The sequence below is a fragment of the Pseudomonas sp. Rh2 genome (assembly GCF_040762985.1).
Taxonomy (GTDB): Bacteria; Pseudomonadota; Gammaproteobacteria; order Pseudomonadales; family Pseudomonadaceae; genus Aquipseudomonas; species Aquipseudomonas taiwanensis.
Window position 1 is genome coordinate 4,507,041 of record NZ_CP142890.1, and the last position, 24,405, is coordinate 4,531,445.

At 61.5% G+C, this 24,405-nt stretch carries 25 protein-coding genes and 1 tRNA gene; 11 read left to right on the top strand and 15 right to left on the bottom strand.

Features of this window, described 5'->3' with window-relative positions; all coding sequences use genetic code 11:
• Positions 1 to 277: 277 nt before the first annotated feature.
• A complete protein-coding gene (locus tag VXM67_RS20540) occupies positions 278 to 1,621 on the bottom strand; it encodes an ATP-binding protein (RefSeq protein ID WP_027907412.1) in 1,344 nt (447 codons plus the stop codon).
• Complete coding sequence (locus VXM67_RS20545) at positions 1,618 to 2,277, bottom strand: response regulator transcription factor (protein ID WP_023381798.1); 660 nt, start codon at positions 2,275 to 2,277, stop codon at positions 1,618 to 1,620. The genes VXM67_RS20540 and VXM67_RS20545 overlap by 4 nt, the downstream gene beginning before the upstream one ends.
• Positions 2,278 to 2,409: 132 nt before the next feature.
• Here VXM67_RS20545 and VXM67_RS20550 point away from each other — a divergent pair, with 132 nt between their 5' ends.
• Genes VXM67_RS20550 through VXM67_RS20565 form a run of 4 tightly spaced genes read left to right on the top strand, consistent with a single transcriptional unit; the run spans position 2,410 to position 6,208 of the window.
• A complete protein-coding gene (locus VXM67_RS20550; protein WP_155950781.1) occupies positions 2,410 to 2,580 on the top strand; it encodes a hypothetical protein in 171 nt (56 codons plus the stop codon).
• The gene (locus VXM67_RS20555) at positions 2,577 to 3,047 is read left to right on the top strand and encodes a DUF2271 domain-containing protein (RefSeq protein WP_027907411.1); all 471 of its coding nucleotides are present in this window, start codon (positions 2,577 to 2,579) and stop codon (positions 3,045 to 3,047) included. The genes VXM67_RS20550 and VXM67_RS20555 overlap by 4 nt, the downstream gene beginning before the upstream one ends.
• A 25-nt stretch (positions 3,048 to 3,072) precedes the next feature.
• Positions 3,073 to 5,253: a PepSY domain-containing protein gene (locus tag VXM67_RS20560; RefSeq protein ID WP_367237346.1), complete on the top strand. Its 2,181-nt coding sequence runs from the start codon at positions 3,073 to 3,075 to the stop codon at positions 5,251 to 5,253.
• Positions 5,243 to 6,208 carry an FAD:protein FMN transferase gene (locus VXM67_RS20565; protein WP_023381802.1) on the top strand — a complete coding sequence of 322 codons (966 nt, stop codon included), beginning with the start codon at positions 5,243 to 5,245 and terminating at the stop codon, positions 6,206 to 6,208. The genes VXM67_RS20560 and VXM67_RS20565 overlap by 11 nt, the downstream gene beginning before the upstream one ends.
• A gap of 78 nt (positions 6,209 to 6,286) precedes the next feature.
• Here the strand turns inward: VXM67_RS20565 and VXM67_RS20570 are convergent, their stop codons facing one another.
• Positions 6,287 to 6,592 (bottom strand): DUF6482 family protein, encoded by a 306-nt coding sequence (locus VXM67_RS20570; RefSeq protein WP_023381803.1) that lies wholly within the window; start codon positions 6,590 to 6,592, stop codon positions 6,287 to 6,289.
• 289 nt (positions 6,593 to 6,881) lie between these two features.
• On the opposite strand from VXM67_RS20570, the gene VXM67_RS20575 reads away from it, so the two are divergent.
• Together VXM67_RS20575 and VXM67_RS20580 are read left to right on the top strand one after the other, a co-directional pair.
• The gene (locus VXM67_RS20575) at positions 6,882 to 7,373 is read left to right on the top strand and encodes a DUF1543 domain-containing protein (protein WP_023381804.1); all 492 of its coding nucleotides are present in this window, start codon (positions 6,882 to 6,884) and stop codon (positions 7,371 to 7,373) included.
• Positions 7,374 to 7,429: 56 nt separating this feature from the next.
• Positions 7,430 to 7,645, top strand: a complete 216-nt coding sequence (locus VXM67_RS20580) for a TIGR02450 family Trp-rich protein (protein ID WP_023381805.1) — start codon at positions 7,430 to 7,432, stop codon at positions 7,643 to 7,645.
• Between the two features lie 68 nt (positions 7,646 to 7,713).
• Here VXM67_RS20580 and VXM67_RS20585 read toward each other — a convergent pair whose 3' ends face one another.
• The 8 genes from VXM67_RS20585 to dapA form a co-directional block, all read right to left on the bottom strand.
• Positions 7,714 to 8,172 carry a DUF3429 domain-containing protein gene (locus VXM67_RS20585; RefSeq protein WP_027907409.1) on the bottom strand — a complete coding sequence of 153 codons (459 nt, stop codon included), beginning with the start codon at positions 8,170 to 8,172 and terminating at the stop codon, positions 7,714 to 7,716.
• A 70-nt stretch (positions 8,173 to 8,242) separates the two neighbouring features.
• Complete coding sequence (gene folE, locus VXM67_RS20590; RefSeq protein WP_023381807.1) at positions 8,243 to 8,800, bottom strand: GTP cyclohydrolase I FolE; 558 nt, start codon at positions 8,798 to 8,800, stop codon at positions 8,243 to 8,245.
• On the bottom strand, positions 8,785 to 9,198 hold the full coding sequence (locus tag VXM67_RS20595) for a thiol-disulfide oxidoreductase DCC family protein (protein ID WP_023381808.1): 414 nt from the start codon (positions 9,196 to 9,198) through the stop codon (positions 8,785 to 8,787). Before VXM67_RS20595 ends, folE begins: the two co-directional genes overlap by 16 nt.
• Positions 9,199 to 9,435: 237 nt before the next feature.
• Positions 9,436 to 9,525 (bottom strand) — tRNA-Ser (locus VXM67_RS20600).
• 92 nt (positions 9,526 to 9,617) lie between these two features.
• Complete coding sequence (purC, locus tag VXM67_RS20605) at positions 9,618 to 10,328, bottom strand: phosphoribosylaminoimidazolesuccinocarboxamide synthase (RefSeq protein ID WP_104883379.1); 711 nt, start codon at positions 10,326 to 10,328, stop codon at positions 9,618 to 9,620.
• 32 nt (positions 10,329 to 10,360) lie between these two features.
• Positions 10,361 to 11,119 carry an MBL fold metallo-hydrolase gene (locus tag VXM67_RS20610; protein WP_367237347.1) on the bottom strand — a complete coding sequence of 253 codons (759 nt, stop codon included), beginning with the start codon at positions 11,117 to 11,119 and terminating at the stop codon, positions 10,361 to 10,363.
• Positions 11,120 to 12,238, bottom strand: coding sequence for an outer membrane protein assembly factor BamC (gene bamC / locus VXM67_RS20615; protein ID WP_023381873.1), 1,119 nt, complete (start codon positions 12,236 to 12,238; stop codon positions 11,120 to 11,122).
• Positions 12,239 to 12,255: 17 nt separating this feature from the next.
• Positions 12,256 to 13,143: a 4-hydroxy-tetrahydrodipicolinate synthase gene (gene dapA, locus VXM67_RS20620; RefSeq protein WP_023381874.1), complete on the bottom strand. Its 888-nt coding sequence runs from the start codon at positions 13,141 to 13,143 to the stop codon at positions 12,256 to 12,258.
• 259 nt (positions 13,144 to 13,402) lie between these two features.
• On the opposite strand from dapA, the gene VXM67_RS20625 reads away from it, so the two are divergent.
• Both VXM67_RS20625 and VXM67_RS20630 read left to right on the top strand, forming a co-directional pair.
• Positions 13,403 to 13,963, top strand: coding sequence for a glycine cleavage system protein R (locus tag VXM67_RS20625; protein ID WP_023381875.1), 561 nt, complete (start codon positions 13,403 to 13,405; stop codon positions 13,961 to 13,963).
• A gap of 11 nt (positions 13,964 to 13,974) precedes the next feature.
• On the top strand, positions 13,975 to 14,448 hold the full coding sequence (locus tag VXM67_RS20630) for a peroxiredoxin (RefSeq protein ID WP_023381876.1): 474 nt from the start codon (positions 13,975 to 13,977) through the stop codon (positions 14,446 to 14,448).
• 32 nt (positions 14,449 to 14,480) lie between these two features.
• On the opposite strand, the gene VXM67_RS20635 is transcribed toward VXM67_RS20630, so the two are convergent.
• Both VXM67_RS20635 and VXM67_RS20640 read right to left on the bottom strand, forming a co-directional pair.
• Complete coding sequence (locus VXM67_RS20635) at positions 14,481 to 15,551, bottom strand: AI-2E family transporter (protein ID WP_023381877.1); 1,071 nt, start codon at positions 15,549 to 15,551, stop codon at positions 14,481 to 14,483.
• Between the two features lie 20 nt (positions 15,552 to 15,571).
• Positions 15,572 to 15,811, bottom strand: a complete 240-nt coding sequence (locus tag VXM67_RS20640) for a sulfurtransferase TusA family protein (protein ID WP_023381878.1) — start codon at positions 15,809 to 15,811, stop codon at positions 15,572 to 15,574.
• 110 nt (positions 15,812 to 15,921) lie between these two features.
• Between VXM67_RS20640 and VXM67_RS20645 the strand changes: the two genes are divergently transcribed.
• Positions 15,922 to 17,358, top strand: coding sequence for a M48 family metalloprotease (locus tag VXM67_RS20645; protein WP_023381879.1), 1,437 nt, complete (start codon positions 15,922 to 15,924; stop codon positions 17,356 to 17,358).
• 75 nt (positions 17,359 to 17,433) lie between these two features.
• On the opposite strand, the gene nadA is transcribed toward VXM67_RS20645, so the two are convergent.
• Positions 17,434 to 18,492: a quinolinate synthase NadA gene (gene nadA / locus VXM67_RS20650; protein ID WP_023381880.1), complete on the bottom strand. Its 1,059-nt coding sequence runs from the start codon at positions 18,490 to 18,492 to the stop codon at positions 17,434 to 17,436.
• A 302-nt stretch (positions 18,493 to 18,794) separates the two neighbouring features.
• Positions 18,795 to 20,303, bottom strand: coding sequence for a YdgA family protein (locus VXM67_RS20655; RefSeq protein WP_027907407.1), 1,509 nt, complete (start codon positions 20,301 to 20,303; stop codon positions 18,795 to 18,797).
• Between the two features lie 551 nt (positions 20,304 to 20,854).
• On the opposite strand from VXM67_RS20655, the gene VXM67_RS20660 reads away from it, so the two are divergent.
• Together VXM67_RS20660 and VXM67_RS20665 are read left to right on the top strand one after the other, a co-directional pair.
• A complete protein-coding gene (locus VXM67_RS20660) occupies positions 20,855 to 22,207 on the top strand; it encodes an APC family permease (RefSeq protein ID WP_023381882.1) in 1,353 nt (450 codons plus the stop codon).
• 65 nt (positions 22,208 to 22,272) lie between these two features.
• Positions 22,273 to 24,339: a methyl-accepting chemotaxis protein gene (locus tag VXM67_RS20665; protein WP_027907406.1), complete on the top strand. Its 2,067-nt coding sequence runs from the start codon at positions 22,273 to 22,275 to the stop codon at positions 24,337 to 24,339.
• The last annotated feature ends 66 nt before the right edge of the window (positions 24,340 to 24,405 follow it).

The following is a 24,405-nucleotide window of genomic DNA, read 5'->3' on the forward strand; positions in this document are numbered from 1 at the left end:
CAGCTTGCGATCGGACGCCATCACCCCCGCACCAGAGGCTGTTGGGCTACGTAAGGGACATGCCCCTCGCGTGCACGATGGACAGCGATGAACGCTCATCCGGGCCTCGCATGACCTGGACCCAATGGCCAAGGCGCTGCTGGAGGAAGCTGCGCTGGGGAGGATAAAACATTCAGACCGCAACACGGAAAAGCCCCAGAAAACCTACCGTTTTCCAAGGCGTGATGTGCTCCCGGCAAGGGCTGATTCATGGTACCAATAGAACGCCGGTGACATCTCAGTCTTTTAGGTTGGGGGCAAGCGGTAACCAGATGCAGACTTCAAACCCGTCTTCTCGACCTGTTGCCGGGGAGCGCAATTTCATGCTGGCATTCACCCCCTGCACGATGGTTTTGGCAATCGCCAAGCCCAGTCCAGAACCACTGATCTCACTGTGACCGCGCACAAAACGCTCGGTCAGGTGCTCCAAGGTAGACTTCGGCACCGTTGGGCCGCTATTGATAACCCGTAGCTGTGCTTGTTCGGTCAGGCTGACTTCGACCGGTTGGTCCGTTGCTCCATACTTCAGCGCATTTTCAATCAGGTTGCGCAGCAGAATGCCAAAGGCATCCGGGTCGATGATCGAGTAGACACCCGTCTGGCTTGGCAGTTGCAACTCAATGCGCTGCCCGCTGCGTTGGTTCCACTCGTCCACTCCGTGGGCAAGCAATGGAATCAGGTCCTGTGGCGTTTCGGACAACAGCCCGCCGCCCTCGGCTTTGGCCAGCTGCATGAGTTTTTCTGAAAGCCGTGAAAGCTCGCGCAACGCGTTCTCGATCTTCTGCGCACGCCTTCGTAATGGACCGTCGGGCGCTTCACGGTGTAACCGCTGGATCTGCGCCAGGGTCGAGGCCAACGGTGTGCGTAGTTCGTGGGCACTGTTGGCGGTAAAGCTGCGCTCGGCCTCCAGGGCATTGCGCAAGCGCTCCAGCAGGTGATTGACCGCCTCAGCCAGCGGATCGATTTCAGCCGGCAGGTGCTCCACCTTGATCGGCGACAGATCACCCACACCACGCGCTTCGATAGCACGGCGGTAAGCCAGCACGCTGCCAAGGCTGAAACGCACAAATAACCAGGTGCCCAGCAGGCTGATAGGAATCAACACCAACAAAGGCAACAACAACGCAAACAAGGCCTCCCGCGCGGCTTCGCGACGGTGACCAAGCGGTTCGGCAATCTCGATGAACAACGTCTGGCGCAGTGCACTGGCGCCATACAGTCGGTACTTTTCAGAAGTGGAAAAACCTTCGGTGGGTTGTCGATTGAAGATCTCCGGATTGGCGTCGTGAGACTGCATCAGAATCTTGCCCTTGGCATCGCGCACCAGGTACGTCAGGTATTCCTTGTGCATTTTCAGGGTCGCAACGTGCTGCGCAGTCCGAGGCGCTTGCCGATTGCTGATTTCCAGCTCGACCAAAGGCAGGATGCGTTGCGCTGTCTCTTCCAACGCGCCGTCGAACGCTTCGTTCAACTCGTGTCGCACCACCAGCCAGGCACCAACTGTCGCCAGCAGCCAGAGTAAAGTCATTCCCAGGGTTAGCCCCAGGCCGAGACGTATTTGCAGGCTCGAAGACGGCTTCATGCGGACATCAACCGGTAGCCCATGCCCCGCACGGTTTCAATCAGGTCGCGCCCAAGTTTTTTACGTAGGCGGCTGATGTAGACCTCGATGGTATTGCTTTCGATTTCGGCGCCGAAGGCATACAGCCGCTCTTCAAGCTGCGATTTGGACAGCAGCGCACCGGGGCGTTGTACAAACGCCTCGAACAGCGCCCACTCCCGCGCCGTGAGGTCCACCGTCGCACCGCTGCGCTGCACCGTACGGGCACTCATGTCGACCTGCAAGTCGCCGAGCTTGATCTGTGGATTGGGGTTGCCGCTATAACGTCGGGCCACCGCCGCTACACGGGCCGAGAGCTCAAACAGGTCGAACGGTTTAACCAGGTAGTCATCGGCACCGGCATTGAGACCCGCGATACGATCGGATATCTGGTCCTGTGCGGTCAGGATGATCACCGGCGTCACCTCCCCTGCCGAGCGTTGTTGACGCAGAAAATCCAGGCCAAGCCCATCCGGGAGCATCAGGTCCAGCAGAATCAAGTCGTAAGGCGTAGTACGGACGCTAGTGCGTGCGTGATCCAGGCGCTGCACCCAATCGACGGCGTGGCCGTCATCGGCAATCTGCTCGCGCACCGCTTCCCCCAAGCCTGGAGCGTCCTCGACCAATAGAACTCGCATCTGACACCTCCTGTGATGGTTGTCGGGCGGCACCTTAATCGTCCTAGCTGACGTGAATCTGAAGATTCAGCTGGTTGTCAGGAATGCACCTTAGGGTATGCCACAGACACCGACCCCGGCAGGAGATAGATCATGAAATCAGATTGTATCGCCAATGCCAGGCAGTTGAGCCTGCTGGTCAGCGGTTACGCCCTGGCCGCAGCCCTCGCGCCGAACGACGCCTCACCTGTCGATGAGTTTCAGGTTGCTGTCAGCAAGCAGGTCCAGACTCTCGATCCAACGATCAACAGGACGCTTTCATGAAAAAGATCATTGCAGCAACCTGCCTCGTCGGCGCCATTGCGCTGCCGGCGCTGGCCCAGGCCCGCGAAGTGGCCTTGACCACACAACTCAAGGACTACAGCGGTAACGATGCCTACCTGGCGATCTACGTCACCGATGCCAATGGCCAATATCAGAAAACCCTCTGGGTAGCCGGCAAGAAGGCCAAATATTACAAACACTTGGGCGACTGGGCCCGTGGCAGCGGCATGAACCCGAGTGAGTTCGATGGGGTCAGCGGCGCCAGTGTCGGCAGTGGAAGCACGCTCAACGTCAGCGTGGAACTGGCAGACACCCTGATCGATGCCGGGTATCAGATTCGCATCGACAGCGCGGTGGAGGACAAACGTGACGCCCGCGGCGATGTGAGCGTACCCCTGACGTCCAAGGGCTCAGGCAAGCCCGCGGCCGGCAGTGTCTACGTCGACACCTTTACTTACGATCTGTAACACCCGCCACCGCTGGAGGCTGAACATGCTTCGCCAGTTCCATTCTCTTCCTGGCCTGATCGCCGCGCTGTTGGTCATGGTATTGGCCATGAGCGGCGCGATCCTGTCTGTCGAGCCAGCGCTGGAACGCCTACACGCCACGTCCACCTCTGCCGGAGAACGCACCGTCGCCCAACTGGCAGATCGCGTTGCCAACCACTTTACAGGCGTGGAGCAGATCCAACGCTCAGCGTCCGGCACGGTGATCGTCTACTACAACCAGAATGGCCAGGCCCGAGCGGAAAAGGTCGACCCTCTGACCGGCCAAGGCCTCGCCCCTTACGAACCATCCGCGTTCTCCCGCTGGATGAAAAACCTGCACCGCTCGTTATTGCTCGGCACACCGGGACATGGAGTGTCGGCTATCGGTGCCCTGTTCATACTGACGTTGTCAGTGTCCGGCGCGCTATTGCTGGCCCGGCGCCTGGGTGGCTGGCACAACCTGCTGCGGCCGCTGCGGGGTACTTTCAGCCAGCGCTGGCACGCTGAAGTCGGGCGACTGGCCTTGCTTGGGATGCTGCTGTCGGCATTGACCGGGCTCTATATGTCCGCCACCACCTTTGGTTTGATCGCTGAGGGCAATCAACATGAACCCGCCTTCCCCACTCACCTCAATGCCGGCCCGACTTTGCCGGTGGCGAAGCTGCAAGCCTTGCAGGCCACCGACCTGAACGACCTGCGCGAGTTGGTCTACCCGAGTCCCGGCAACCCCCACGATGTGTTTTCCCTGCGCACGGGCCAGGGCGACGGCTATGTGGACCAGGCCAGCGGCGCCTTACTGTCCTATCAAACGCATGATTCGATGCACAACCTCTACGAACTGGTCTACCAGTTGCACACAGGCGAAGGCCTCTGGTGGCTGGGCCTGCCGCTGGGGCTATGCGCCCTCTGCGTGCCGTTGATGAGCGTGACCGGCATAGTGTTATGGTGGCGCCGCCGCAAAGCCGGCCCGAGCATCCGCCACAACAGCCCGGCTCACTCCGCCGACAGCGTGATTCTGGTTGGCAGTGAAAACAACAGCACCTGGGGTTTTGCCAAGACCTTGCATGACGCCTTGCACCAGAGTGGCCATCAAGTGCACAGCACGGCGATGAATGAATGGTCGGCCGATTACCGTAATGCCCAACGGGTGTTCATCCTCACAGCGACCCACGGAGACGGCGATGCGCCGGCTTCGGCTTCGCAGTTCCTCGCGCGGCTCGCCAAAACCGGCCTCAAGCCCGGCCTGCCCTTCGCAGTGCTGGGCCTGGGCGATCGCCAGTTTGCGCAGTTCTGTCAGTACGCGTACCAAGTGCAGGATGCAATGGTGCAGGCCGGTGGCTCGCCATTGCTGGGACTGGAAACCATCAACCGCCAGTCTTCTCAGGAGTTCGCTCGCTGGGGCCACGCGTTGAGCGACGTGTTGGGACAGGAGTTGGCACTGGTTCACACCCCGCAACAGCCGCGTACCCATTCATTGCAGTTGACAGAGCGGATCACCTATGGCGAAGAAGTGAACGCACCTACCCATATCCTGCGCTTCAAGGCTTGCGGCGAACTGCCAGGCTTCCTGGCCGGCGACCTGGTAGGGATTTTCCCCCCGGGCAGCCCAATCCCCCGCCTCTACTCGCTGGCCAGCGGTTCCCAAGACGGCACGTTGGAGATCTGTGTGCGTAAACACACCGCTGGCCTGTGCTCGGAGTATCTTCATGGCCTGGACATCGGCGCGCAGATCGAAGCCTTCATCCAGCCCAACCCGCAATTTCGTCCCGCGTCGGGCGTGCACCCGGTGATCCTGATCGGCGCCGGTACCGGTATCGGTCCTCTGGCCGGCTTTATCCGCAACAACAAGGCCCGACACCCGATGCACTTGTATTGGGGCGGCCGCAACCCAGCCTCGGACTTTCTCTACGAACCGCAGCTCAACCAATATTTGTCCGACCGCCGCCTAACGGCACTGCGAGCCGCCTTTTCTCAGGTCCAGGACCGCAGCTACGTGCAGGACAGGCTGATCAGCGATGCCCTGGCCTTGCGCAGGCTGTTTGAAAAAGGTGCCCAAGTACTGGTGTGTGGCAGCCGCGAAATGGCCAAGGGCGTCAAGCAGGCCCTTGATGAAGTATTGGCGCCGCTTAACCTCAGTGTACTGACCCTCAGGGCACAAGGACGCTACCGTGAAGATGTCTACTGAACTGAAGCGCTACAGCCTGAACGGCGAAACCATGGGTACCCGCTATACCGCCCTTTTTTATGCCGCCGCCGGGCTCGATATCGACGAAGTTAGGTTGCGCCTGACCCGCGCCGTGGCCCGGGTGGATCAGCAGATGTCTACCTGGAAACCCGACTCGGACCTCAACCGCCTCAATGCAGCCCCCGAGCAGCAATGGGTGCCGGTGCCCAAGGAACTGACAACGGTCCTGACTGCTGCATTGCACGTCAGCCAGCAATCCGGCGGTGCCTTCGACATCGCTGTCGGTGACCTGGTGAACGCCTGGGGCTTCGGCCCAGGGAAGCAGACGGTCACCGCGCAGGCGATCGGCACCCTGACGCCGGGCGCCCGGCTGTTAGCCAGCGCCGCATTGGTGGTTGATCCACAACGCAATCAGGTGCTCAAGCGCGAGCCGTTGAACCTTGACTTGAGTGGCATCGCCAAAGGTTTTGGCGTGGATGAACTGGCCCGTTGCCTGGAGACTCTGGGTATCACTCGCTACCTGGTCGGTATCGATGGCGAGATGCGCGCCCGCGGTCTCAAACCTGACGGCCAAAGCTGGGCCGTGGCCCTGGAAAAGCCCAAACGAGGCGTGCGTGAAGTCATGGGCGTGATGGAACTCAGTGATGCCTCAATCGCGACTTCCGGCGACTATCGACACTGGGTCGACGTGGCCGGTCAGTCCTATGCTCACACCATGAACCCGGCCACCGGCGCGCCGCTGTGCAGTCCGCTCGCCGCCGTCACCGTGGTGGCGGCCTCGTGCATGCTCGCCGATGCCTGGGCCACGGCGCTCATGGTCCTGGGCGAGACCGAAGGCCCGCGCCTGGCTCAGGAACGCGGGATGGACGCGCTATTCGTACTGCGCGAGGGGGAACAGCTCAAAGAACTATCCATTGTCGGCGGACAGTTGCAGACGCAAATCGACACCCGCTGACACGGATGCGGACGTGTTCCTGTCCGCGGTGTACCGCCTGATAACAGTGAATCACGTTGCACAGGCGCAGCGTTCAGGCTACCACTGGCTGGTCAGTGTTATCGGGACACGCAGCGGCGCAGCGGGGCCGTTACGCTGCCCGCACATCTCGTCGTGCACCACCTGTTGGACCAACATGCAGGGAATCGGTGGCATGTCGGCCAGCAAGTGCCGCAGCTCGGTCGTCGAGCGCACGCGAACCGGTTGCCCATGGGCATCGCTCAATGTCACGGGACCGGCGTCGGTCAAGGCACGGAGGACGTAGAAGCCACCCTCCAGCGACAACAGTTCCAATTCCTTTGCTTCGCCGGTCGATACCAGTTGGGTAAGCGCGATCAAGTTCATGATGTACCCTCGGACAGGTGGCGGAAAATAGGTTGGATCGACCGCTCTCCACGCCTGGTCGGCTTGCGTTCGAGGCGGCTGATCAGGGTGTCGTCATCCATGAGGTGCATCCAGTCGTCCAGTGCCGCCCGCCGACCGCAGCCCAACGAGCAGCACCCCATAATTCTGTACAAATATAGCACCACGTACAGATATTATACTTACTTGCATAGATTTCCATGCGCAGTGCCCCCGGTCAGGCAACGGCCTGGGCACCGCACGAGGCCAAGCCGGAAAGAAGGATTCGCTCATGCTGTACATAGTCATGCTCGGTGGTCGCCATCCACGGGCACGTATCGAGGTACACGACGTGCTGTTTGCACAGGCCGACTCACTCGAGCAAACGTACCCACAACTGTGCCAAGGCTGGTTCGGGAGCCGCCAGGGCCTGCACATCGACTCGTGGATCGAAGTCAGCGGTGTCGACCACTACCGCGTCGAGTTCAGTCAGGCGGCGCCTGGGTCGGATGACCCTCGACTGTTCTTCATCAACCTTGGAGGCTATGAGGACGGGGTGTTTGGCGAGGCCCACCGTTACCTGCTGGTGGTGGCCAGGGACAAGGCAGAGGCCAAGCGTCTGGGCAAACGACGCCTGCAGGCAAACTGGCTCAAGCAGCATATCGATACGGTACTGGAAGTCGACGACTGTTTGCCGATTGAGTGGGTGAACGGCCGTTACGTGCACCTGATCGAAGGGCCCCATGACGGCTTACGGCAATACAGCGACTATATCGTGCTCTGACCTTGTACAGGTTTAGCCTCGATCAACACTGCAACAGCCCACCGGAGGACCGCCTGATGAATCGCATTGCACCTGCGAAATTAAAGCTCTCCAAATGGACCGCGCGGCACCCTGAGAATAAAGAAAAGCACTTCCTGGTGACGGACCTTGAGCTCGACGACGATGGCATCTTGCTGCGTGTCGAACTGGAAGCGGTGCACAGTGGCCGTAGCCAATGGCTGGATTGGCGAACACTGCGCGACTCAGAGACCTGGATGATGGGCTGGCGCTGAAAACATCCGCCCGCACGCCGTGCACGGCGTCTTCGTGCAAGCCGATCGGGCTCCGCCATGTAGATCGGCTAGAACTCAAACAACACGGCAAATGCGCTGAGCAGCAAGCAGAGGCTCACCACAAGGGTTAAATACCCTCGCATCGGCAAGTACCATCGAGGCAACGCTTGCGCCAATTTCTGGTCCTGCCAAAGATGAACGATAAAACCGGCAGTCAACATCAAACAGCCCAATGGCACGGCGACAAGTGTACTGACCCAACCAACAAGGGCAGGTATGACGCTCCACACGAGCCGCGCTCGACGATGCTCAGCGAGCATACCCTGCACGGCCATGGCGAATCCCCAGTGCAAGGCGCCGATGAAGCTCAATATCACAGCGCCATAGCTCACCAGCATAGCCGACCACAACGACCGGTATTGAGCATAAAAAAGGACAAGCAACGTTAATCCAATAAACGGCAGCAAACCGCCGTAACCAAGGACAGCAAAGCGGCTGGGCGATAACGGGGTAGATACTGAATTCATTTGAATGACCCTCTTCGACCGGCACCCAATGGACCAGTCAACCAGACGCTTCTTTTCATACCGGTGTCAGTTATTTCTGCCCGATGAGCTGAAGAAACTCTTGTCGGGTCGTCGGTGAGTCGCGAAATTCGCCCAACATCACAGATGACAGCATGACGGAGTTCTGCTTCTCGACACCGCGCATCATCATGCACATATGCTTTGCTTCAATAACCACTGCCACCCCGGCAGCATCGGTAATATCCTGGATGGCACAGGCGATTTGCCGCGTTAAGTTTTCCTGTATCTGCAAACGACGCGCGAACATGTCGACCACACGAGCAACCTTCGATAGGCCGAGCACCCGTCCTGTCGGCAGGTAGGCGACATGAGCCTTGCCGATAAATGGCAATAAGTGGTGTTCGCACAGTGAATAAAGCTCAATGTCACGGACCACGATCATTTCATCGTTCTGAGACTCGAACAAAGCACCGTTTATGACCTCGTCAAGCTTCAAGGTATAACCGTTGCAGAGGTGCTGCATTGCTTTTGCCGCACGCTGAGGCGTATCCAAAAGCCCTTCGCGCTGCGGGTTTTCTCCAATGCCGATAAGAATGTCGCGGTAATACGCAGCTAACGATGGGTACATTTGGACGCCTCACGGGTGCAACGAAGAGCACCGTCGGGATGGGGTAGCCACGCCAAGTGTGGCCTCAAGCGACAGAAAAGCCTGTAACAACCGGCAAGCAGTGGGCGTAAAGGGCGCCAGGCCAGTGGCGCAACATACATGCCCACCCCTGCGGCCCGCCAGCTCCATAGGGTCGCGTCCAAGCCGGTGACCCATAGCCCATTGGCGAACCTCCCATGCAAAGAAGCCTTCAGTTGCTCGACAGTGACGCCCAACGATCCGGGGTCGAAATCCGCATCTCCGATGTCTACCAGAAGCAGCCTGCCCCCCGTCGACCGCCGCCGCAGGAAAGCGATTTCCCTGGCGCACAGTGGGCAAGCACCGTCGAAGTACAACGTCAAAGGCCATTCGCAATACATGTACAACACCTAATTTTTGTATAGGTTTTTGTACAATTTAGCCGACTTCGGGAAATGCGCAATACCCACGTGGTGCAACCACCACGTTCGAGACGGGGCCGTCTTTCAGGGGATGGGGTACAAGACGTAATGGCAGGGCCTGCAGTGGCCGGGTAAAACGCGGACCCTGAACGCGCCCCAAAAACACAAAACCCCTGACTCCTTATCAGGAATCAGGGGTTTCGCGCTTCACATGTATGGCGGAGAGATAGGGATTTGAACCCTAGGTACTGTTGCCAGTACAACGGATTTCGAATCCGTCCCGTTCGACCACTCCGGCATCTCTCCAATGCCGCGCATCATACCAGCGAATTCTGAAAACGCAAACCTTTATTTGCAAAAAAATCGCGTGGTATCAGGCGCTTGCGTGAACATGCGCCTTACAGCGGCACGCCCAGGCGCTTGGCAACTTCTTCGTAGGCTTCGATCACGTCGCCCAGACCTTGGCGGAAGCGGTCCTTGTCCATCTTCTTACGGGTTTCTTTGTCCCACAGGCGGCAGCCGTCGGGGCTGAACTCGTCGCCCAGGACGATCTGGCCGTGGAACACGCCGAACTCCAGCTTGAAGTCGACCAGCAGCAGGCCTGCGTCGTCAAACAGCTTGGTCAGTACCTCGTTGACCTTTAGCGACAGCTTTTTCATCTCTGACAGCTGCTCGGCGGTGCCCCAACCGAAGGCAACGACGTGGGATTCGTTGATGAACGGGTCGCCCTTCTCGTCGTTCTTCAGGAACAGCTCGAAGGTGGACGGCTCGAGCTTGATGCCCTCTTCCACGCCCAGGCGCTTGACCAGGCTGCCCGCTGCGTAGTTACGCACCACGCACTCGACCGGAATCATGTCCAGCTTCTTGACCAGGCACTCGTTGTCGCCCAGCAGCTTGTCGAACTGGGTCGGCACGCCGGCTTCTTCCAGTTTCTGCATGATGAAGGCGTTGAACTTGTTGTTCACCATGCCTTTGCGGTCGAGCTGTTCGATACGCTTGCCGTCGAACGCCGAGGTGTCGTTACGGAACAGCAGGATCAAGCGGTCGGCGTCGTCGGTCTTGTAAACCGATTTGGCTTTGCCGCGGTAGAGTTCGTCGCGTTTTTCCATGATGGAGGGCTCCGCTTGCTTGAGTTGTTGGGCTAGGCGATTTCACGCCAGTCGAGCCCGTGTTCCTGATTCGCCACCTGGAGCCAGTCCGGGTCGCACCCAAGGGTGTCGACAAAGCACTGGCGGGCCAGTTGTGGCAGGTTGTTCTTGCTGCTGAGGTGGGCCAGCACCAGGTGTTGCAGGTGCTGCCAGCCCAGCTCGGCCACCAGGTTTGCTGCCTGGTGGTTGTTCAAATGTCCTTGGCTGCCGCCGACCCTCAACTTCAAGAAGTGCGGGTAATGGCCGCGGGCAAGCAGGTCGCGGCAATGGTTGGCCTCGATGAGCAATGCATCCAGGCCTTGGTAACGCTCGACCAGGTGCCTGTCGTACGAGCCCAGGTCGGTCAGCATGCCAAACCGTCGGCGCCCATCGCTGAACACATACTGCAACGGTTCGAATGCATCGTGCTCGACCCGCAGCGCGCTGACTTCCAGGCTGCCGATACGCAAGCAGTCGCCACAGGCGAGAAAACTGGCCACCTCCACCGGCTTGCGCAAACCGCGCAAGGTGCCCTGGCTGAGGTAGACCGGTACATTGTAGCGCCGTGACAGCAAGCCCACCCCATGCACGTGGTCGGCATGTTCGTGGGTCACCAGCACCGCGCTCAGCTGGGCCGGCGACACACCGAGCAGCGCCAGGCGTCGCTCGGTTTCACGCAGGGAAAAGCCACAATCGACCAGGATGAAGGTGTCACCACTGGCGATCAGCGTGCCATTTCCCTGGCTGCCGCTTCCGAGTACCGCGAAGCGCACTTAGCCCAGGTGGTCCTGAATGGCGCTCAGCACGCGGCGGGCAACATCGGCCGGAGCCACGGTGTTGATGTTCTTCTCGACCGTTACCTGCACGCTCTCGCCCACCTTGCTCAGGCGGACCTGATAACGCTCGGCACGGGCTTCACGTTCTTCCTTGGTTGGCTCGCTGCCGAACATGCGGCCGAAGAAACCAGGCTCGTTCTGCTTGTCTTCAGGCTTTTCCGACAGGTTGATGTAGTACAGGCCCAGACTGCGGTTGATGTCCTCGACACGCCACTCGCCACCCTGCTCCAGGGCACGGCCTACGCTGGACCAAGCGCGGTCCAGGTCGGCGCCCAGGTACAGCACCGGGTTGCCACTGCCGTCTTCGCTCAGACTGACGCGGCTCGGAGCATCGAAGTCGCGGGCCGCGAGCAGCGAAACCGAACCGCCCTTCTCGGCGCTGCGGTTCATGCTGGCAAGCATTTCATCGACCAGCAGGGCATCGGCGCCGGTATTGCTGGAGCTGGACGGGAAGTCAGGCTCGGCGGTGCTACCGGCCGGGCGCTCGACGCTGACGACGTACACCTCGGAGGTGTTGCGCTGCACGCCGGGTTCCATGCGAACACGTACGCGCACTTCGCTGTCGCCGCTGCTGGCGGTGCTCGCCAGGCGCTGGCCGAGCGAAGCGGACAGTTCGTCGAAGCGCTGCCAGGTGGTGTTGAATTCACCGGTCTGCGGGCGCTCTTCGGCAATGCGGAAACCATTGTCCTCGAAGAACTGACGGGCCACCGGCCACACCTCGGCAGGCGAGTGCTGGGCCAGCACCCAACGGCTGTTGCCGCTGCGTTGCAGGCTGTAGTCGCTGGCTTCGGCCGCAGCGGTCAGTGGTTGCGGACGTGGCACTTCGAACTCGCCAGTGGCGCGGTCGTCGGCGACGTTGCGGGGGATCGGCAACAGCGGGTCAAGGCGCTTGACGTTGCTGGCGTCCGGCGGCAGCTGCATCGGCGCGGTCGGGTGCGCTTGCAGGTAGTCGCTGCCGCGGTCGCGGAAATAGCCATCCTCGCCCCACAACCAGCCACAACCACTGGTGCTGGAGATGATCAGGGCGAGCGTGGAAAGACCAGCCAGTCGCTTCATGCGGTGTACTTCCTCGATTAAACCAGTACGCCGGACTGGCGCAAGGCAGTACGGACTTTTTCGTGACAGCCTTCGCTCAGCCAGGTCAGCGGCAGGCGGATGCCCTTCTGCATCAGGCCCATTTCCACCAGCGCCCATTTCACCGGGATCGGGTTGGACTCGCAGAACAGGTCTTTGTGCAGCGGCATGAGTTTTTCGTTGATTGCACGGGCCTTCTCGGCATTGCCCTCAAGGGCGGCCTCGCACAGGTCGGCCATTTCGCGCGGGGCGACGTTGGCGGTAACGGAGATGTTGCCCTTGCCGCCCATCAGGATCAGCTCGACAGCGGTCGGGTCGTCGCCAGACATGACGATGAAGTCCTTGTCGACGCCATCGAGGATGGCCTTGGCACGCTGCAGGTCGCCAGTGGCTTCCTTGATACCGATGATGTTCTTGACCTTCGACAGGCGGATCACGGTCTCGGCCTGCATGTCGCAGGAGGTGCGGCCGGGTACGTTATAGAGGATCTGCGGGATGTCGACGGCTTCGGCGATGTGCTTGAAGTGCTGGTACAGGCCTTCCTGGGTCGGCTTGTTGTAGTACGGGACCACCAGCAGGCAGGCGTCGGCGCCAGCGTTCTTGGCGTTCTGGGTCAGGTGCACGGCTTCAGCGGTGGAGTTGGCACCAGTACCGGCGATGACCGGAATCGGCTTCTTGCTGTGCTTGACGCGCTCGACCACGTGCTTGATGACCAGGATGTGTTCTTCGACATCCAGCGTGGCCGACTCACCGGTAGTGCCGACTGCGACGATCGCATGGGTGCCGTTTTCCAGGTGGAAGTCTACAAGTTTGTCGAGGCTGTCCCAATCAAGACGCCCTTGTGCATCCATGGGTGTGACCAATGCCACCATACTGCCCGCAATCATGTAACTGCTCCTGCCGGAAAAAGAGAGCGGTAATGGTACTGGGGGCATCGGCCTTGCACAAGCGAAGCAGGCGGGCGGAGCATTCCCCTTCGCGTCGGTTTTCGCTACCCTTGATCCTTTGATCGGTGCAGCACGGCCCGCCGGGCCGTCGACCCTGCTCCCCGCCAGCGTCCGCGACCTCGCATGCGAGCCCGGGGCCCTGTCGACCGGAGGCTTTCGCCCGTCCTGTGCCGACCGCTCATCGCTTTAGGAATGCTGCATGTCCACCCCCACCGTCCGCGAACAATTCCTCGTCATCAGCGCCCTGGGGCCCAACCCCATGGAGCTGGCCAATGTCCTCAGCCGCGCCGCCTTCGAAAACCGCTGCGCGGTGGTCACCTCGCGCCTGAGCCGCCATGGCGAGACCAGCGCCCTGGTCCTGCAGGTCGGTGGCAGCTGGGATGCCCTGGCGCGCCTGGAAGCCATGCTGCCGGGCCTGGGCAAGAAACACGGCCTGACCCTCGATGTAGTGCGCAGCGCCGACCAGGAGGTACGCCCCCAGGCCCTGCCATACGTCGCCTACATCAGCGCCGCCTACCGCCCGGATATCATCAGCGAGCTGTGCCAGTTCTTCCTTGACCACCGCGTCGAACTGGAAGCCTTGACCTGCGACACCTACCTGGCGCCGCAGACCGGTAGCAGCATGCTCAATGCCCAGTTCACCGTGATCCTGCCGGCCGGCACCCAGATCAGCTGGCTGCGCGACCAGTTCCTCGACTTCGCCGATGCCCTGAACCTGGATGCCTTGATCGAGCCTTGGCGCCCACAGAACCCCATGTAAGGAAGCTTCCCATGGCCGTAGAACTCGACAAACCCGTCGCCGATTTCCAGGCCCAGGCCACCAGTGGCCAGGCCGTGAGCCTCGCTGCGCTCAAGGGCCGCCAAGTGGTGCTGTACTTCTACCCGAAGGACAGCACGCCGGGCTGCACCACCGAAGGCCAGGGTTTCCGTGACCAGCACGCAGCCTTCGAGGCCGCCAACACCGTGGTGTTCGGTGTTTCCCGCGATGGCATCAAGTCCCATGAGAATTTCAAGGCCAAGCAGGGCTTCCCGTTCGAGCTGATCAGCGACAAGGACGAGGCGCTTTGCCAATTGTTCGACGTGATCAAGCTGAAGAAGCTGTATGGCAAGGAGTACCTGGGCGTCGACCGGAGCACCTTCCTGATCGACAAGGACGGTGTGCTGCGCCAGGAATGGCGTGGGGTGAAGGTGCCGGGGCATGTGGACGCCGTGTTGGCGGCGGCCCAGGCATTGAACAAGGCTTGAGCCTGATGGGGCTGCCCTGCAGCCCCCCCAGATTACAACATCGGCGAAACGCTAGGCTCCTGCCGCGGCCAGGCATCCAGTACCGCCTTGATCAACGTCGCCAGCGGGATCGCGAAGAAGATCCCCCAGAAACCCCACAACCCGCCGAACAGCAACACCGCACAGATGATCGCCACCGGATGCAGGCTCACCGCTTCGGAGAACAACAACGGCACCAGCACGTTGCCATCGAGTGCCTGAATGATCGCGTACACCGTCATCAGGTAGATGAACTGATCACCCCAGCCCCATTGGAACAGCGCAATCAGCGTCACCGGCACGGTCACCACCACCGCTCCGACATAGGGCACCACCACCGACAGCCCCACCAACAGTGCCAGCAGCGCGGCATAGTTGAGTCCCAGGCTGATGAAGGCGATGTAAGTGGCAATGCCGCAGATCAGGATCTCGATGCCCTTGCCGCGAATATAATTGGCAATCTGCCGGTTCATTTCGCTGCCAACCCGGTTGAGCAGGCTGCGCTGACGCGGCAGGTAACCGCTGACCCAGCGGGCGATCAACTCGCGGTCCTTGAGGAAGAAGAACACCAGAATCGGCACCAGCACCAGGTAGATCATGGCGTTGACCAGCAAGGGCAGGCTGGACAGCGAGAAGGTCAGCGCCCACTGGCCGAACTTGCCGATTTCACCGCGCACCGACTCGATGGCGTGCAACACCTGCTCATCCGAGACCAAGTGCGGGTAGCGCTCTGGCAACAGCAGCAACAGCGACTGCCACTTGCCCAACATCCCCGGCAACTCGTTGAACAGCGTGATCAACTGGTGCCAGAGCAACGGTACCAGCACCAGCAGGACCACCGCCAAAGCCCCCATGAACAGCGCGAACACCACGCTTACCGCCACCCGCGTAGGTACCCGCAGGCGCTCCAGGGCGTTGACCAGCCCCTGCATCAGGAAGGCCAGCACCAGGCCCGCGAGCACCGGCGCCAACATGCCGCCAAGGGTCAGCACCGCCGTGAAGGCCAGGAACAGCAGGACCGCCAGCACCACCGCCTCCTCATCGGAGAAGTAGCGCTGTATCCAGTCGCGAAGCACTTTGAACATTGACGATCCTTGATTGAGACTCAGGCCTTGCGCAGCCAGTAGGTGAAGACGCCGGCCTCGGCCGTTTCGTGCAGCAGGGTATGACCGGCCAGCTGGGCAAAAGTGCGGAAGTCGCGCTGCGAGCCGGCATCGGTGGCGACCACCTTGAGCACCGCGCCACTGGCCAGGCGGTTAAGCTCCATCTTCGCCTTGAGCAGGGGCAGCGGGCAGTTCAGCCCGCTGGCGTCGAGTTCGGCGTCGCAGGTCAGGGTGTCACTCATTGCAGGCGTCTCCAGAGGCTTGGTCAGGCAGGTTCGCTAGGATACCGCCACTGGTCGCCAACGTGTGAGCGGGCTACAGTAGGGGCTTTGATCCGACGCGAGCTTCGTGCATGAATCTACTGCGCCCTACCCTGCTGACGCTGGCCTGCCTGATGGCCCTTCCCGGCCACGCCGACGACCTGCCGTCACTGGGCGACGCCAGTTCAGCAATCGTCTCGCCGCAGCAGGAGCACCAGCTTGGCCGCGCCTGGCTGAGCCTGTTGCGCGGCAACGTCAACCAGCTGAACGACCCACAACTCAAAGACTACGTCGAAACCAGCGTGTACCGGCTGGCCGAAACCAGCCAACTGCAAGACCGACGCCTTGAGTTCATTCTGATCGACAGCCGCGAACTCAACGCCTTTGCAGCGCCTGGCGGCATCGTCGGGGTCAACGGTGGCCTGTTCCTCAATGCCCAGACCGAAGGCGAATACGCCTCGGTCCTGGCCCACGAACTGGCGCACTTGTCCCAGCGCCACTTCGCCCGCGGCGTCGAGGCCCAGCAACGCATGCAGTTGCCGATGATGGCAGCGCTGCTGGCTGGTATCGTGCTGGCCGCAGGTGGTGGCGGCGATGCCGGCATCGGCGTGATCGCCGGCACCCAGGCAGCGGCCATTCAGGAGCAACGGCGTTTCTCGCGGCAGAACGAGCAGGAAGCCGACCGCATCGGCATCCAGAACCTCGAGAAAGCTGGCTACGACCCGCGCAACATGCCATCGATGTTCGAACGCCTGGCGCGCCAGTACCGCTACGATGCCAAGCCACCCGAATTTCTGCTGACGCACCCGGTGACCGAGTCGCGTATCGCCGACACCCGCAACCGCGCCGAACAGGCGCCCAAGGGGGGGGTGGAAGACAGCCTGCGCTACCAACTGATCCGCGCCCGCGTGGCATTGACCTACGAAGGCACCCCAGGCCTTGCAGCCAAGCGCTTCCGCGCCCAGCTCGACGAAAATCCGAACATGGACGCCGCCCGCTATGGCCTGGCCCTGGCGCAGATCAAGGGCGGCCAACTCAATGAAGCGCGGGAGAACCTCAAGCCGCTGCTGGCCAAGGCACCCAACGACATCACCTACAACCTGGCGCAGATCGACCTGGACATTACCAACAACCGCCTGGCCGATGCCATGCAGCGGGTGGAGCGGATGCGCGGTTTGTACCCGGGCAATTATCCGTTGAAACAAGTGCGTGCCGACCTGCTGGTCAAGCAGGGCAAGCCAGCCGAGGCGGAAAAAGTTCTGGATGACCTGCTCAAGAGCCGCCCGGACGACCCGGACGTGTGGTACGACGTGGCTGAAGTTCGCGGACTGTCAGGCAATACCATTGGCTTGCATCGCGCCCGCGCGGAGTACTTCACCCTGGTGGGCGATTTCGACCAGGCGATCCAGCAGCTCGACTACGCCAAGCGCCGTGCGGGCAGCAACTTCCCGTTGGCGGCGCAGATCGACCAGCGCCAGCGCGAGGTGATGGAGCAGCAGCGGATGGTCAAGGACATGATGGGACGCTGACGAGCGCCCGATCACTGCCAAGCCAGCACCTACAGGCATAGCACTTGTAGGCGCCGGCTTGCCGACGATCAGGTTTCAAGCATTTCCGGAAAGCTTCAGGCGCGCCGCCTGGGTGAAGTCCAGCATGCGATTCAAAGGCTTGATCGCCTTCGGCACCAGCGCTGGGTCCACGAAGATTTCATTGCTGCCCTTGCGCAGGCAATCCAGCACCCGCTCCAGGGTGTTCATGGCCATCCATGGGCAATGTGCGCAGCTGCGGCAAGCGGCGCCGTTACCCGCGGTGGGCGCTTCGACGAACTCTTTGTCTGGGCACAGCTGCTGCATCTTGTAGAAGATGCCGCGGTCGGTGGCGACGATGAAGGTCTTGTTCGGTAGGGTCTGGGCAGCCTTGATCAACTGGCTGGTGGAACCTACCGCATCGGCCAGCTCGATGACCGACTCCGGCGACTCCGGGTGAACCAGAATGGCAGCGTCCGGATAAAGCGCTTTCATATCGGCCAGCTGACGCGACTTGAATTCTTCATGGACGATGCACGCGCCGTCCCACAGCAGCATGTCGGCCCCGGTCTGCTTCTGGATGTACCGCCCCAAGTGCTGGTCCGGGCCCCAGATGATGGTTTCGCCGTTGTCCATCAGGCTTTCGACGATTTCAAGGGCGCAGCTGGAGGTCACCACCCAGTCGGCACGCGCCTTCACTGCGGCGGAGGTGTTGGCGTAAACCACCACGGTGCGCTCGGGGTGCTGGTCGCAGAAAGCGGAGAACTCTTCGACCGGGCAACCCAGGTCGAGCGAGCAGGTCGCTTCCAGGGTCGGCATCAGCACGCGTTTTTGCGGCGTGAGGATCTTGGCCGTTTCGCCCATGAAGCGCACGCCGGCGACAACCACGGTTTCGGCCGGGTGATTCTTGCCGAAACGCGCCATTTCCAGCGAGTCGGACACACAGCCACCGGTCTCTTCGGCCAGCGCCTGGATGACCGGGTCGCAGTAATAGTGAGCCACCAGAACGGCGTTCTGGGCCTTGAGCTCGGCGGCGATGGCCGCACGGTATTCGGCCTCCTGCTCGGCTGTCAGCGGGTTGGGCTGCTTGGCGTCAAGATGGGCCTGAACCAAAAGGCGTTCGGAAATCTGGGTCATGATCGCTGGACCTGCGGGCGCGCATGCGCGTCATATCGAGTGTATCACCCGGCCCTGGCAGATCGGCTAGCGGTGCCGGACGGCAGGCATGCCGCCACGGCCCTCTGCGGGCGCGGATTATTATCGGACGCCGAAGGCTACAGACAATCAAGGGAATTCAAAAGCGGTTTTTTGTGTTGCCGGTGCAGGCCTATTGCGGCCTGCGCCTGCTCCAACAGGTGCCACCCCCTGAAGGCTGTGGTTACCCGTATGAGCCGGCGCAGCCTGCAACAAGGCCAGCAGCAGCGCCCCAAAGAGTGGGTTTAGCCCTGAGGCTGCATCGACGCGAAGTGCGCCGCGAGAATCATGGCGAACTCTTCGACGGTCATCTTCTTGCCATTGAAGTCGACCATGCCGTTGGCGTAGTGCAGGCTCGACACCACATCAGTGCCTTGCACGGTCGCCATACCGCTTTGCAGCGCCATCATGCCGACCATTTCGCCGGCCTGGCTCGACTGCTGGGCGATCGCCTGGGCATCCGTCTGGCCCTCGAGCAGCGCCCGCAGGGTAGCCAGGTCTCCGATCATGGGCTTGGACAGCGACAGCTTGCCCTTCACCTCGGTAACCAACTGCTTGCCCAACTGGTCGGGCGGCAGGTCGAACGAGTCGGGCTTGGCGAAGTCCATCGACAGGCTGAAACGGCTCTCGCCATTGGCAGTCTTGAACGACAGGTTCTCCAGGGCCACCTGTGGCTTGGATGCCAGCAACTGCTGCAGGTCACCTTGGAATTTGGCCTTTTCCGCCTCGTCCATCTGGATTACCGGCACCGCCTGGCCAGCCTCCGCTGCCTCCTGGAATTCCGGCAGGTGCGCCTGGTACCACTTCGACAGTGCCTCCATGGCCGGGGCATTCAACGACTTGAGGCTTATCGCCATCTGCGCGCTGCCCACTGCGCGGCCATCCCAGGTGATGTCCTGCACCTTGTAGTCCACGCGACCACCAATGGTGTCCGGGCCATCCAGCGCTTGCACGGCTTTCTGTTCGAAGCCCTTGAGCATCAGCACTTCCTGCTTAAGCCCCAAGGTCGCCTTGGCCTCGGCCAGCAACAGATCGAAGTTGCCGACATAGAGTGCTTCGTGTTCGGTGGCGGCGAGGTTGCCGTCGACAGCCAACCCCTTCAGTTCGAACGTGGCAGGCGGATGATCGTCGCCCACCAGCTTCATCTCGAAACGCTCGGCGGTGCCATGGAACTTCGATGCCTTGCCTTCCCGGTCACTACTGACCGCCAACTGCATACCTGAGAAGTCCAGGGTCGAGCCATTGTCCTCAGTCACCTTCACGGGGGCCAGGAATAGGGTGCCTTCGACGCTGCCGTCATAACCGAGGCTGGTGTGCGACGTCAGGGGCGCCTTGTCCCCTGCCGCGGCATACCAGGCTGCGGTCGAGTCGTCCTTGTCCAGCGCACTGTTGCTGGCCGCCATCACTGGCACAAGCTTGAACGCTTTCACCCGAGACCATGGGAACGGGCCATGCTCGATCTGGTCGGTGACACCCAGATCGAAGCTCAGGGTTTCGCCATCGGACAGGTGAATATCCTTGGCCTTGACGCGATAGTGCGCGGTGCTGCTGAAAAAGTGCTGCTCGAGGGAGGCCACTTCGACGGTCATGCTACCGCCAATGCCGACCAGGGCTTTTTCAAGCTGTACGTTGGCCTGCTTGACGGAGCGCTCCAGCTCCGCCGGAAGTTGCTTGCCGGTGTACCAGGCGCCCGCGGTGGTTGCGACGGCAATGGCGATGGCCAGGCCGGAAAGAATGCCTACTGATTTCTTCATGAATAGAACCGATTGATGTCCATATGGGCGTGCACGCAGCCGAGGGCTACGTGGCAGCGGAAGAATATCACCGACACCCTTCCGGGGTGATGGCCAAGGGGTAGAAATAGCGTTTTTAGGAAACGCCTGACGCGTGAATTGGCAACGTCCTATTCGTCAATTTTTTCGAACATATGCAATGATCAAAACCGCAAAAAATCGCGCACAAAGCGAACAAATAGGGCTTTACGCTGATAAATATGACGTTTTCGTAACATCTTGTCATGTTTAACTTGACACCCACCCCACCCATCGTTTTTTATTTTTCTCACCTTGCTAGCGCCCGATCCACAAAGAAGAAAAGTCGCGTCGTGATCATGCCTTTTTGCACCCATCCTCACGCACCACCGTCCTAGCCCCAGGACCCGCCATACCCGACACCGGCGCCCGTCCGCGCCTCTTCCTGCTCCACACAATAAAGGTGAACAACATGGAGCCCACCCGCTCGCCCTTGCCGCACGCGCAGCTCGCCGCGCACGCCGTCCACGCCCAGCCGCAGGAGCCATGCCAGCATGCAGACTGACCACAGCGCCTCCGGCAGCCACCAGTTCCGCAAGTCCCTGCGTCTCTGGCATGTGGTGATCATCGGCCTCGCCTACCTGACACCAATGACCGTTTTCGACACGTTCGGCATCGTTTCAGGGATTACCTCCGGGCATGTACCCAGCGCCTACATCCTCGCACTGTTGGGCGTGCTGTTCACCGCCGTGAGCTATGGCACCCTGGTGCGACGCTTCCCTCAGTCGGGCTCGGCCTACACCTACACCCAACGCGCGATCAACCCGCATGTTGGCTTCCTGGTGGGTTGGTCGTCGCTGCTGGACTACTTGCTGCTGCCAATGGTCAACGCGCTGCTGGCCAAGCTGTACCTGTCGGCGATGTTCCCGGAAGTGCCGGAGTGGATGTGGGTGGCTGGCTTCGTCAGCCTGATCAGCCTGATCAACATGCGCAGCATCAACCTGGTGGCACACTTCAACCTGCTGTTCGTGGTGGTACAACTGGCAATCATGTCGGTGTTCGTCTACCTCTGCGTACGCGGCCTGAGCCAGGGCGAAGGCGTGGGCACCACCTGGAGCCTGACACCGTTCACCGACGCCCAGACCCAGTTCAGCGCCCTGGCAGCCGGTGCGACCATCCTGTGCTTCTCGTTCCTGGGCTTCGACGCGGTCACCTGCCTGTCCGAGGAAACCAAAGAGCCGGGCAAGATCATCCCTCGGGCGATCTTCCTTACCGCACTGATTGGCGGCGTGGTGTTCATCACCGTTTCATACTTCATGCAGGCTTACTTCCCGAACAACGCACGCTTCCATGACCCGGAAGCAGCCTTGCCGGAAATCGCCCTGTACGTCGGCGGCAAGCTGTTCCAGTCGATCTTCATCGCTTGCACCGTGATCAACACCATCGCCTCGGGCCTGGCCTCGCAGACCAGCGTCTCGCGCCTGCTGTACGTGATGGGCCGCGACAACGTGATTCCAAGCGGTGTGTTCGCCCGCCTGCACTCCCGCTACAAGACCCCGGTGGTCAACATCGCCGTGGTTGGCCTGATCTCGTTGTCGGCGATCTTCTTCGACCTGGTCACCGCAACGTCGATCATCAACTTCGGCGCACTGGTCGCGTTCAGCTTCGTCAACTTGTCGGTGATCAGCCACTGCTACCTGCGCGAAGGCAACCGTCAGGGGCTGGCCAACCAGATGAAGTACCTGGTCCTGCCGACCATTGGCTTCTGCATCATCGCCAAGCTGTGGCTCGACCTGAACGAGCACTCGCTGATGTTCGGCGGTATCTGGGCGCTGCTTGGCCTGCTGCACCTGGCCTGGCTGACCAAGGCGTTCCGGGTTGCGCCACCGAACTACATCGCTGAATGACGCTTGCCCCCGACAACGCCCGCGCCTGATCGCGGGCGTTGCCATTGATCGAAAAGGAAAGCCCCATGCCGCTGCGCCGCCTCTCTATCCAGTGGAAGATCACCCTGCTCGCCGGCCTGTGCCTGCTGGTTATCGTTGCATTGCTGGTATCGACCTCGCTGACCCAGGCCCGCCGCAGCGCGGCGCTGGTAAACCAGGCCAACACCGAAATGCTCGACCACAGCGCGCGCCTGCGCCTGCAAGCCCACGCCGAGACCCAGGCATTGCGCATCCAGCGCTACTTCATGGACGCCTATCAGTACGGCAATGGTTTCGCCCGCCTGGTGCAGGTGCTCAAGGCGCGCGGCGACGCCGACCTGCGCCCGGCCCTCACCCAACAGGCCAAGGCTGCCCTGGCGGCCAACCCGGATCTGTTCGGCCTGTACCTGGTGTTCCAGCCCAATGCACTGGACAATCAGGACACCCAGCACATCGCCCGCAGCAACGAGGGCAGTAACGACGCTGGCCGATTCTCGATGTACTGGTCGCAGCCGCGCCCCGGCACGCTGGAACTGGAAGCCATGCCCGAGTCGATGCTGGCGGACACCACCCTGGGCGTCGCCGGCTTCCCCAGCAACCGCTGGCTGACCTGCCCGCTAGAAACCGCCAAGCCCTGTGTGCTGGACCCTTACTTCGACGAAGTCAACGGCCGACAGGTGCTGATGACCAGCATCGCCCTGCCCCTACTGGAGAACGGCAAGGTGGTGGGCGTGATCGGCCTGGACATCGGCTTGGACAACCTCCAGCAACTGGCCCTCGCGGGCCGCAAGGAGCTGTTCGATGGCCAGGGCCAGGTCAGCATCGTCAGCCCGGCCGGCCTGCAGGCCGGCAACAGTCGCGACAGCAGCCAGCTGTCCAAACCTCTGAGCCAAACCCCTGCCGACGGCTTGCTGCGCATTGCCCGCAGCTTCGCCCCCATTCCCAATGCCGCGCCCTGGCAGGTGCTGCTAGAGTTGCCCGAGGCGGTGCTGCAAGCCCCGGCAGTAGCCCTGAACAAGCGCCTGGACGGGCACAATCAAAGTGCCAATCTCACCAGCCTGCTGATCGGCCTGGGCGCCGCGGTGATCGGCCTGTTGCTGGTATGGCTGACCGCCCGCGGCGTTACCCGACCGATTCTCGCCGTGGCAGCACGCCTGCAAGACATCGCCAGCGGTGAAGGCGACCTGACCCGGCGCCTGGACTATGCCCGCCAGGATGAACTGGGCCAGCTCACTGGCTGGTTCAATCGTTTCCTCGACAAGCTTCAGCCGGTGATCGCCCAGGTCAAAGGGTCGCTGCAGGAAGCTCGCGGGACCGCCGACCAGTCTGCCGCCATTGCCAGCCAGACCAGCGATGGCATGCAGCAACAGCAAAGGGAAATCGAACAGGTGGCCACCGCCGCCAACGAAATGAGTGCCACCGCGCAGGATGTCGCCCATAACGCGGCCCAGGCTGCCCAAGCCGCCCGGGGCGCAGACCAGGCCAGCCGCGAAGGGCTGCAACTCGTTGCCAGCACACGCCAGACCATCGACCAGCTGGCCGCCGACATGGACGCGGCCATGATCGAAGCCCGCAACCTGGAGAGCCGCAGCGAGCAGATCGGCTCGGTGCTGGAGGTGATCCGCGCCATTGCCGAGCAAACCAACCTGCTGGCCCTCAACGCCGCCATCGAAGCGGCCCGCGCGGGCGAAGCCGGCCGTGGCTTTGCGGTGGTGGCCGACGAAGTGCGCAGCCTGGCGCAACGCACCCAGGTGTCGGTGGAAGAGATCCGCCAGGTGATCGAAGGCCTGCAGCAAGGCACCCAGGATGTGGTGGGCGCCATGCATGAAGGCCAGCGCCAGGCCCAGACCAGCGCCACGCACATGGAACAGGCATTACCGGCACTGCAGCGTATCGGCGAGGCGGTGGCCGTGATCAGCGACATGAACCTGCAGATCGCCTCGGCTGCCGAGGAGCAGAGCGCCGTGGCCGAGGAGGTGAACCGTAACGTGGCGGGCATTCGCGACGTTACCGAGTCGCTGTCGGGCCAGGCCGACGAGTCGGCGCGGATCAGCCAGGCGCTGAACCGGCTGGCTAACCAGCAACAGGCACTGATGGAACAATTCCGCGTCTAGCCTGTAAAGGCCCCATCGCCGGCAAGCCGGCGACAAGGCCAACGCAAGACCCGCCCTTTCTGATCG

Bases quoted from the DNA above. Each gene is read 5' to 3' on its own strand.
- VXM67_RS20585 (WP_027907409.1), bottom strand. From the start codon at position 8,172: ATGAATTCAGTATCTACCCCGTTATCGCCCAGCCGCTTTGCTGTCCTT.
- VXM67_RS20655 (WP_027907407.1), bottom strand. From the start codon at position 20,303: ATGAAGAAATCAGTAGGCATTCTTTCCGGCCTGGCCATCGCCATTGCC.
- VXM67_RS20545 (WP_023381798.1), bottom strand. From the start codon at position 2,277: ATGCGAGTTCTATTGGTCGAGGACGCTCCAGGCTTGGGGGAAGCGGTG.
- VXM67_RS20565 (WP_023381802.1), top strand. From the start codon at position 5,243: ATGTCTACTGAACTGAAGCGCTACAGCCTGAACGGCGAAACCATGGGT.
- VXM67_RS20625 (WP_023381875.1), top strand. From the start codon at position 13,403: ATGTCCACCCCCACCGTCCGCGAACAATTCCTCGTCATCAGCGCCCTG.
- VXM67_RS20660 (WP_023381882.1), top strand. From the start codon at position 20,855: ATGCAGACTGACCACAGCGCCTCCGGCAGCCACCAGTTCCGCAAGTCC.
- VXM67_RS20560 (WP_367237346.1), top strand. From the start codon at position 3,073: ATGCTTCGCCAGTTCCATTCTCTTCCTGGCCTGATCGCCGCGCTGTTG.
- bamC (WP_023381873.1), bottom strand. From the start codon at position 12,238: ATGAAGCGACTGGCTGGTCTTTCCACGCTCGCCCTGATCATCTCCAGC.
- VXM67_RS20645 (WP_023381879.1), top strand. From the start codon at position 15,922: ATGAATCTACTGCGCCCTACCCTGCTGACGCTGGCCTGCCTGATGGCC.
- VXM67_RS20665 (WP_027907406.1), top strand. From the start codon at position 22,273: ATGCCGCTGCGCCGCCTCTCTATCCAGTGGAAGATCACCCTGCTCGCC.
- VXM67_RS20540 (WP_027907412.1), bottom strand. From the start codon at position 1,621: ATGAAGCCGTCTTCGAGCCTGCAAATACGTCTCGGCCTGGGGCTAACC.
- dapA (WP_023381874.1), bottom strand. From the start codon at position 13,143: ATGATTGCGGGCAGTATGGTGGCATTGGTCACACCCATGGATGCACAA.
- VXM67_RS20595 (WP_023381808.1), bottom strand. From the start codon at position 9,198: ATGTATTGCGAATGGCCTTTGACGTTGTACTTCGACGGTGCTTGCCCA.
- VXM67_RS20635 (WP_023381877.1), bottom strand. From the start codon at position 15,551: ATGTTCAAAGTGCTTCGCGACTGGATACAGCGCTACTTCTCCGATGAG.
- purC (WP_104883379.1), bottom strand. From the start codon at position 10,328: ATGGAAAAACGCGACGAACTCTACCGCGGCAAAGCCAAATCGGTTTAC.
- folE (WP_023381807.1), bottom strand. From the start codon at position 8,800: ATGTACCCATCGTTAGCTGCGTATTACCGCGACATTCTTATCGGCATT.
- VXM67_RS20555 (WP_027907411.1), top strand. From the start codon at position 2,577: ATGAAAAAGATCATTGCAGCAACCTGCCTCGTCGGCGCCATTGCGCTG.
- VXM67_RS20575 (WP_023381804.1), top strand. From the start codon at position 6,882: ATGCTGTACATAGTCATGCTCGGTGGTCGCCATCCACGGGCACGTATC.
- VXM67_RS20570 (WP_023381803.1), bottom strand. From the start codon at position 6,592: ATGAACTTGATCGCGCTTACCCAACTGGTATCGACCGGCGAAGCAAAG.
- VXM67_RS20630 (WP_023381876.1), top strand. From the start codon at position 13,975: ATGGCCGTAGAACTCGACAAACCCGTCGCCGATTTCCAGGCCCAGGCC.
- VXM67_RS20640 (WP_023381878.1), bottom strand. From the start codon at position 15,811: ATGAGTGACACCCTGACCTGCGACGCCGAACTCGACGCCAGCGGGCTG.
- nadA (WP_023381880.1), bottom strand. From the start codon at position 18,492: ATGACCCAGATTTCCGAACGCCTTTTGGTTCAGGCCCATCTTGACGCC.
- VXM67_RS20580 (WP_023381805.1), top strand. From the start codon at position 7,430: ATGAATCGCATTGCACCTGCGAAATTAAAGCTCTCCAAATGGACCGCG.
- VXM67_RS20550 (WP_155950781.1), top strand. From the start codon at position 2,410: ATGAAATCAGATTGTATCGCCAATGCCAGGCAGTTGAGCCTGCTGGTC.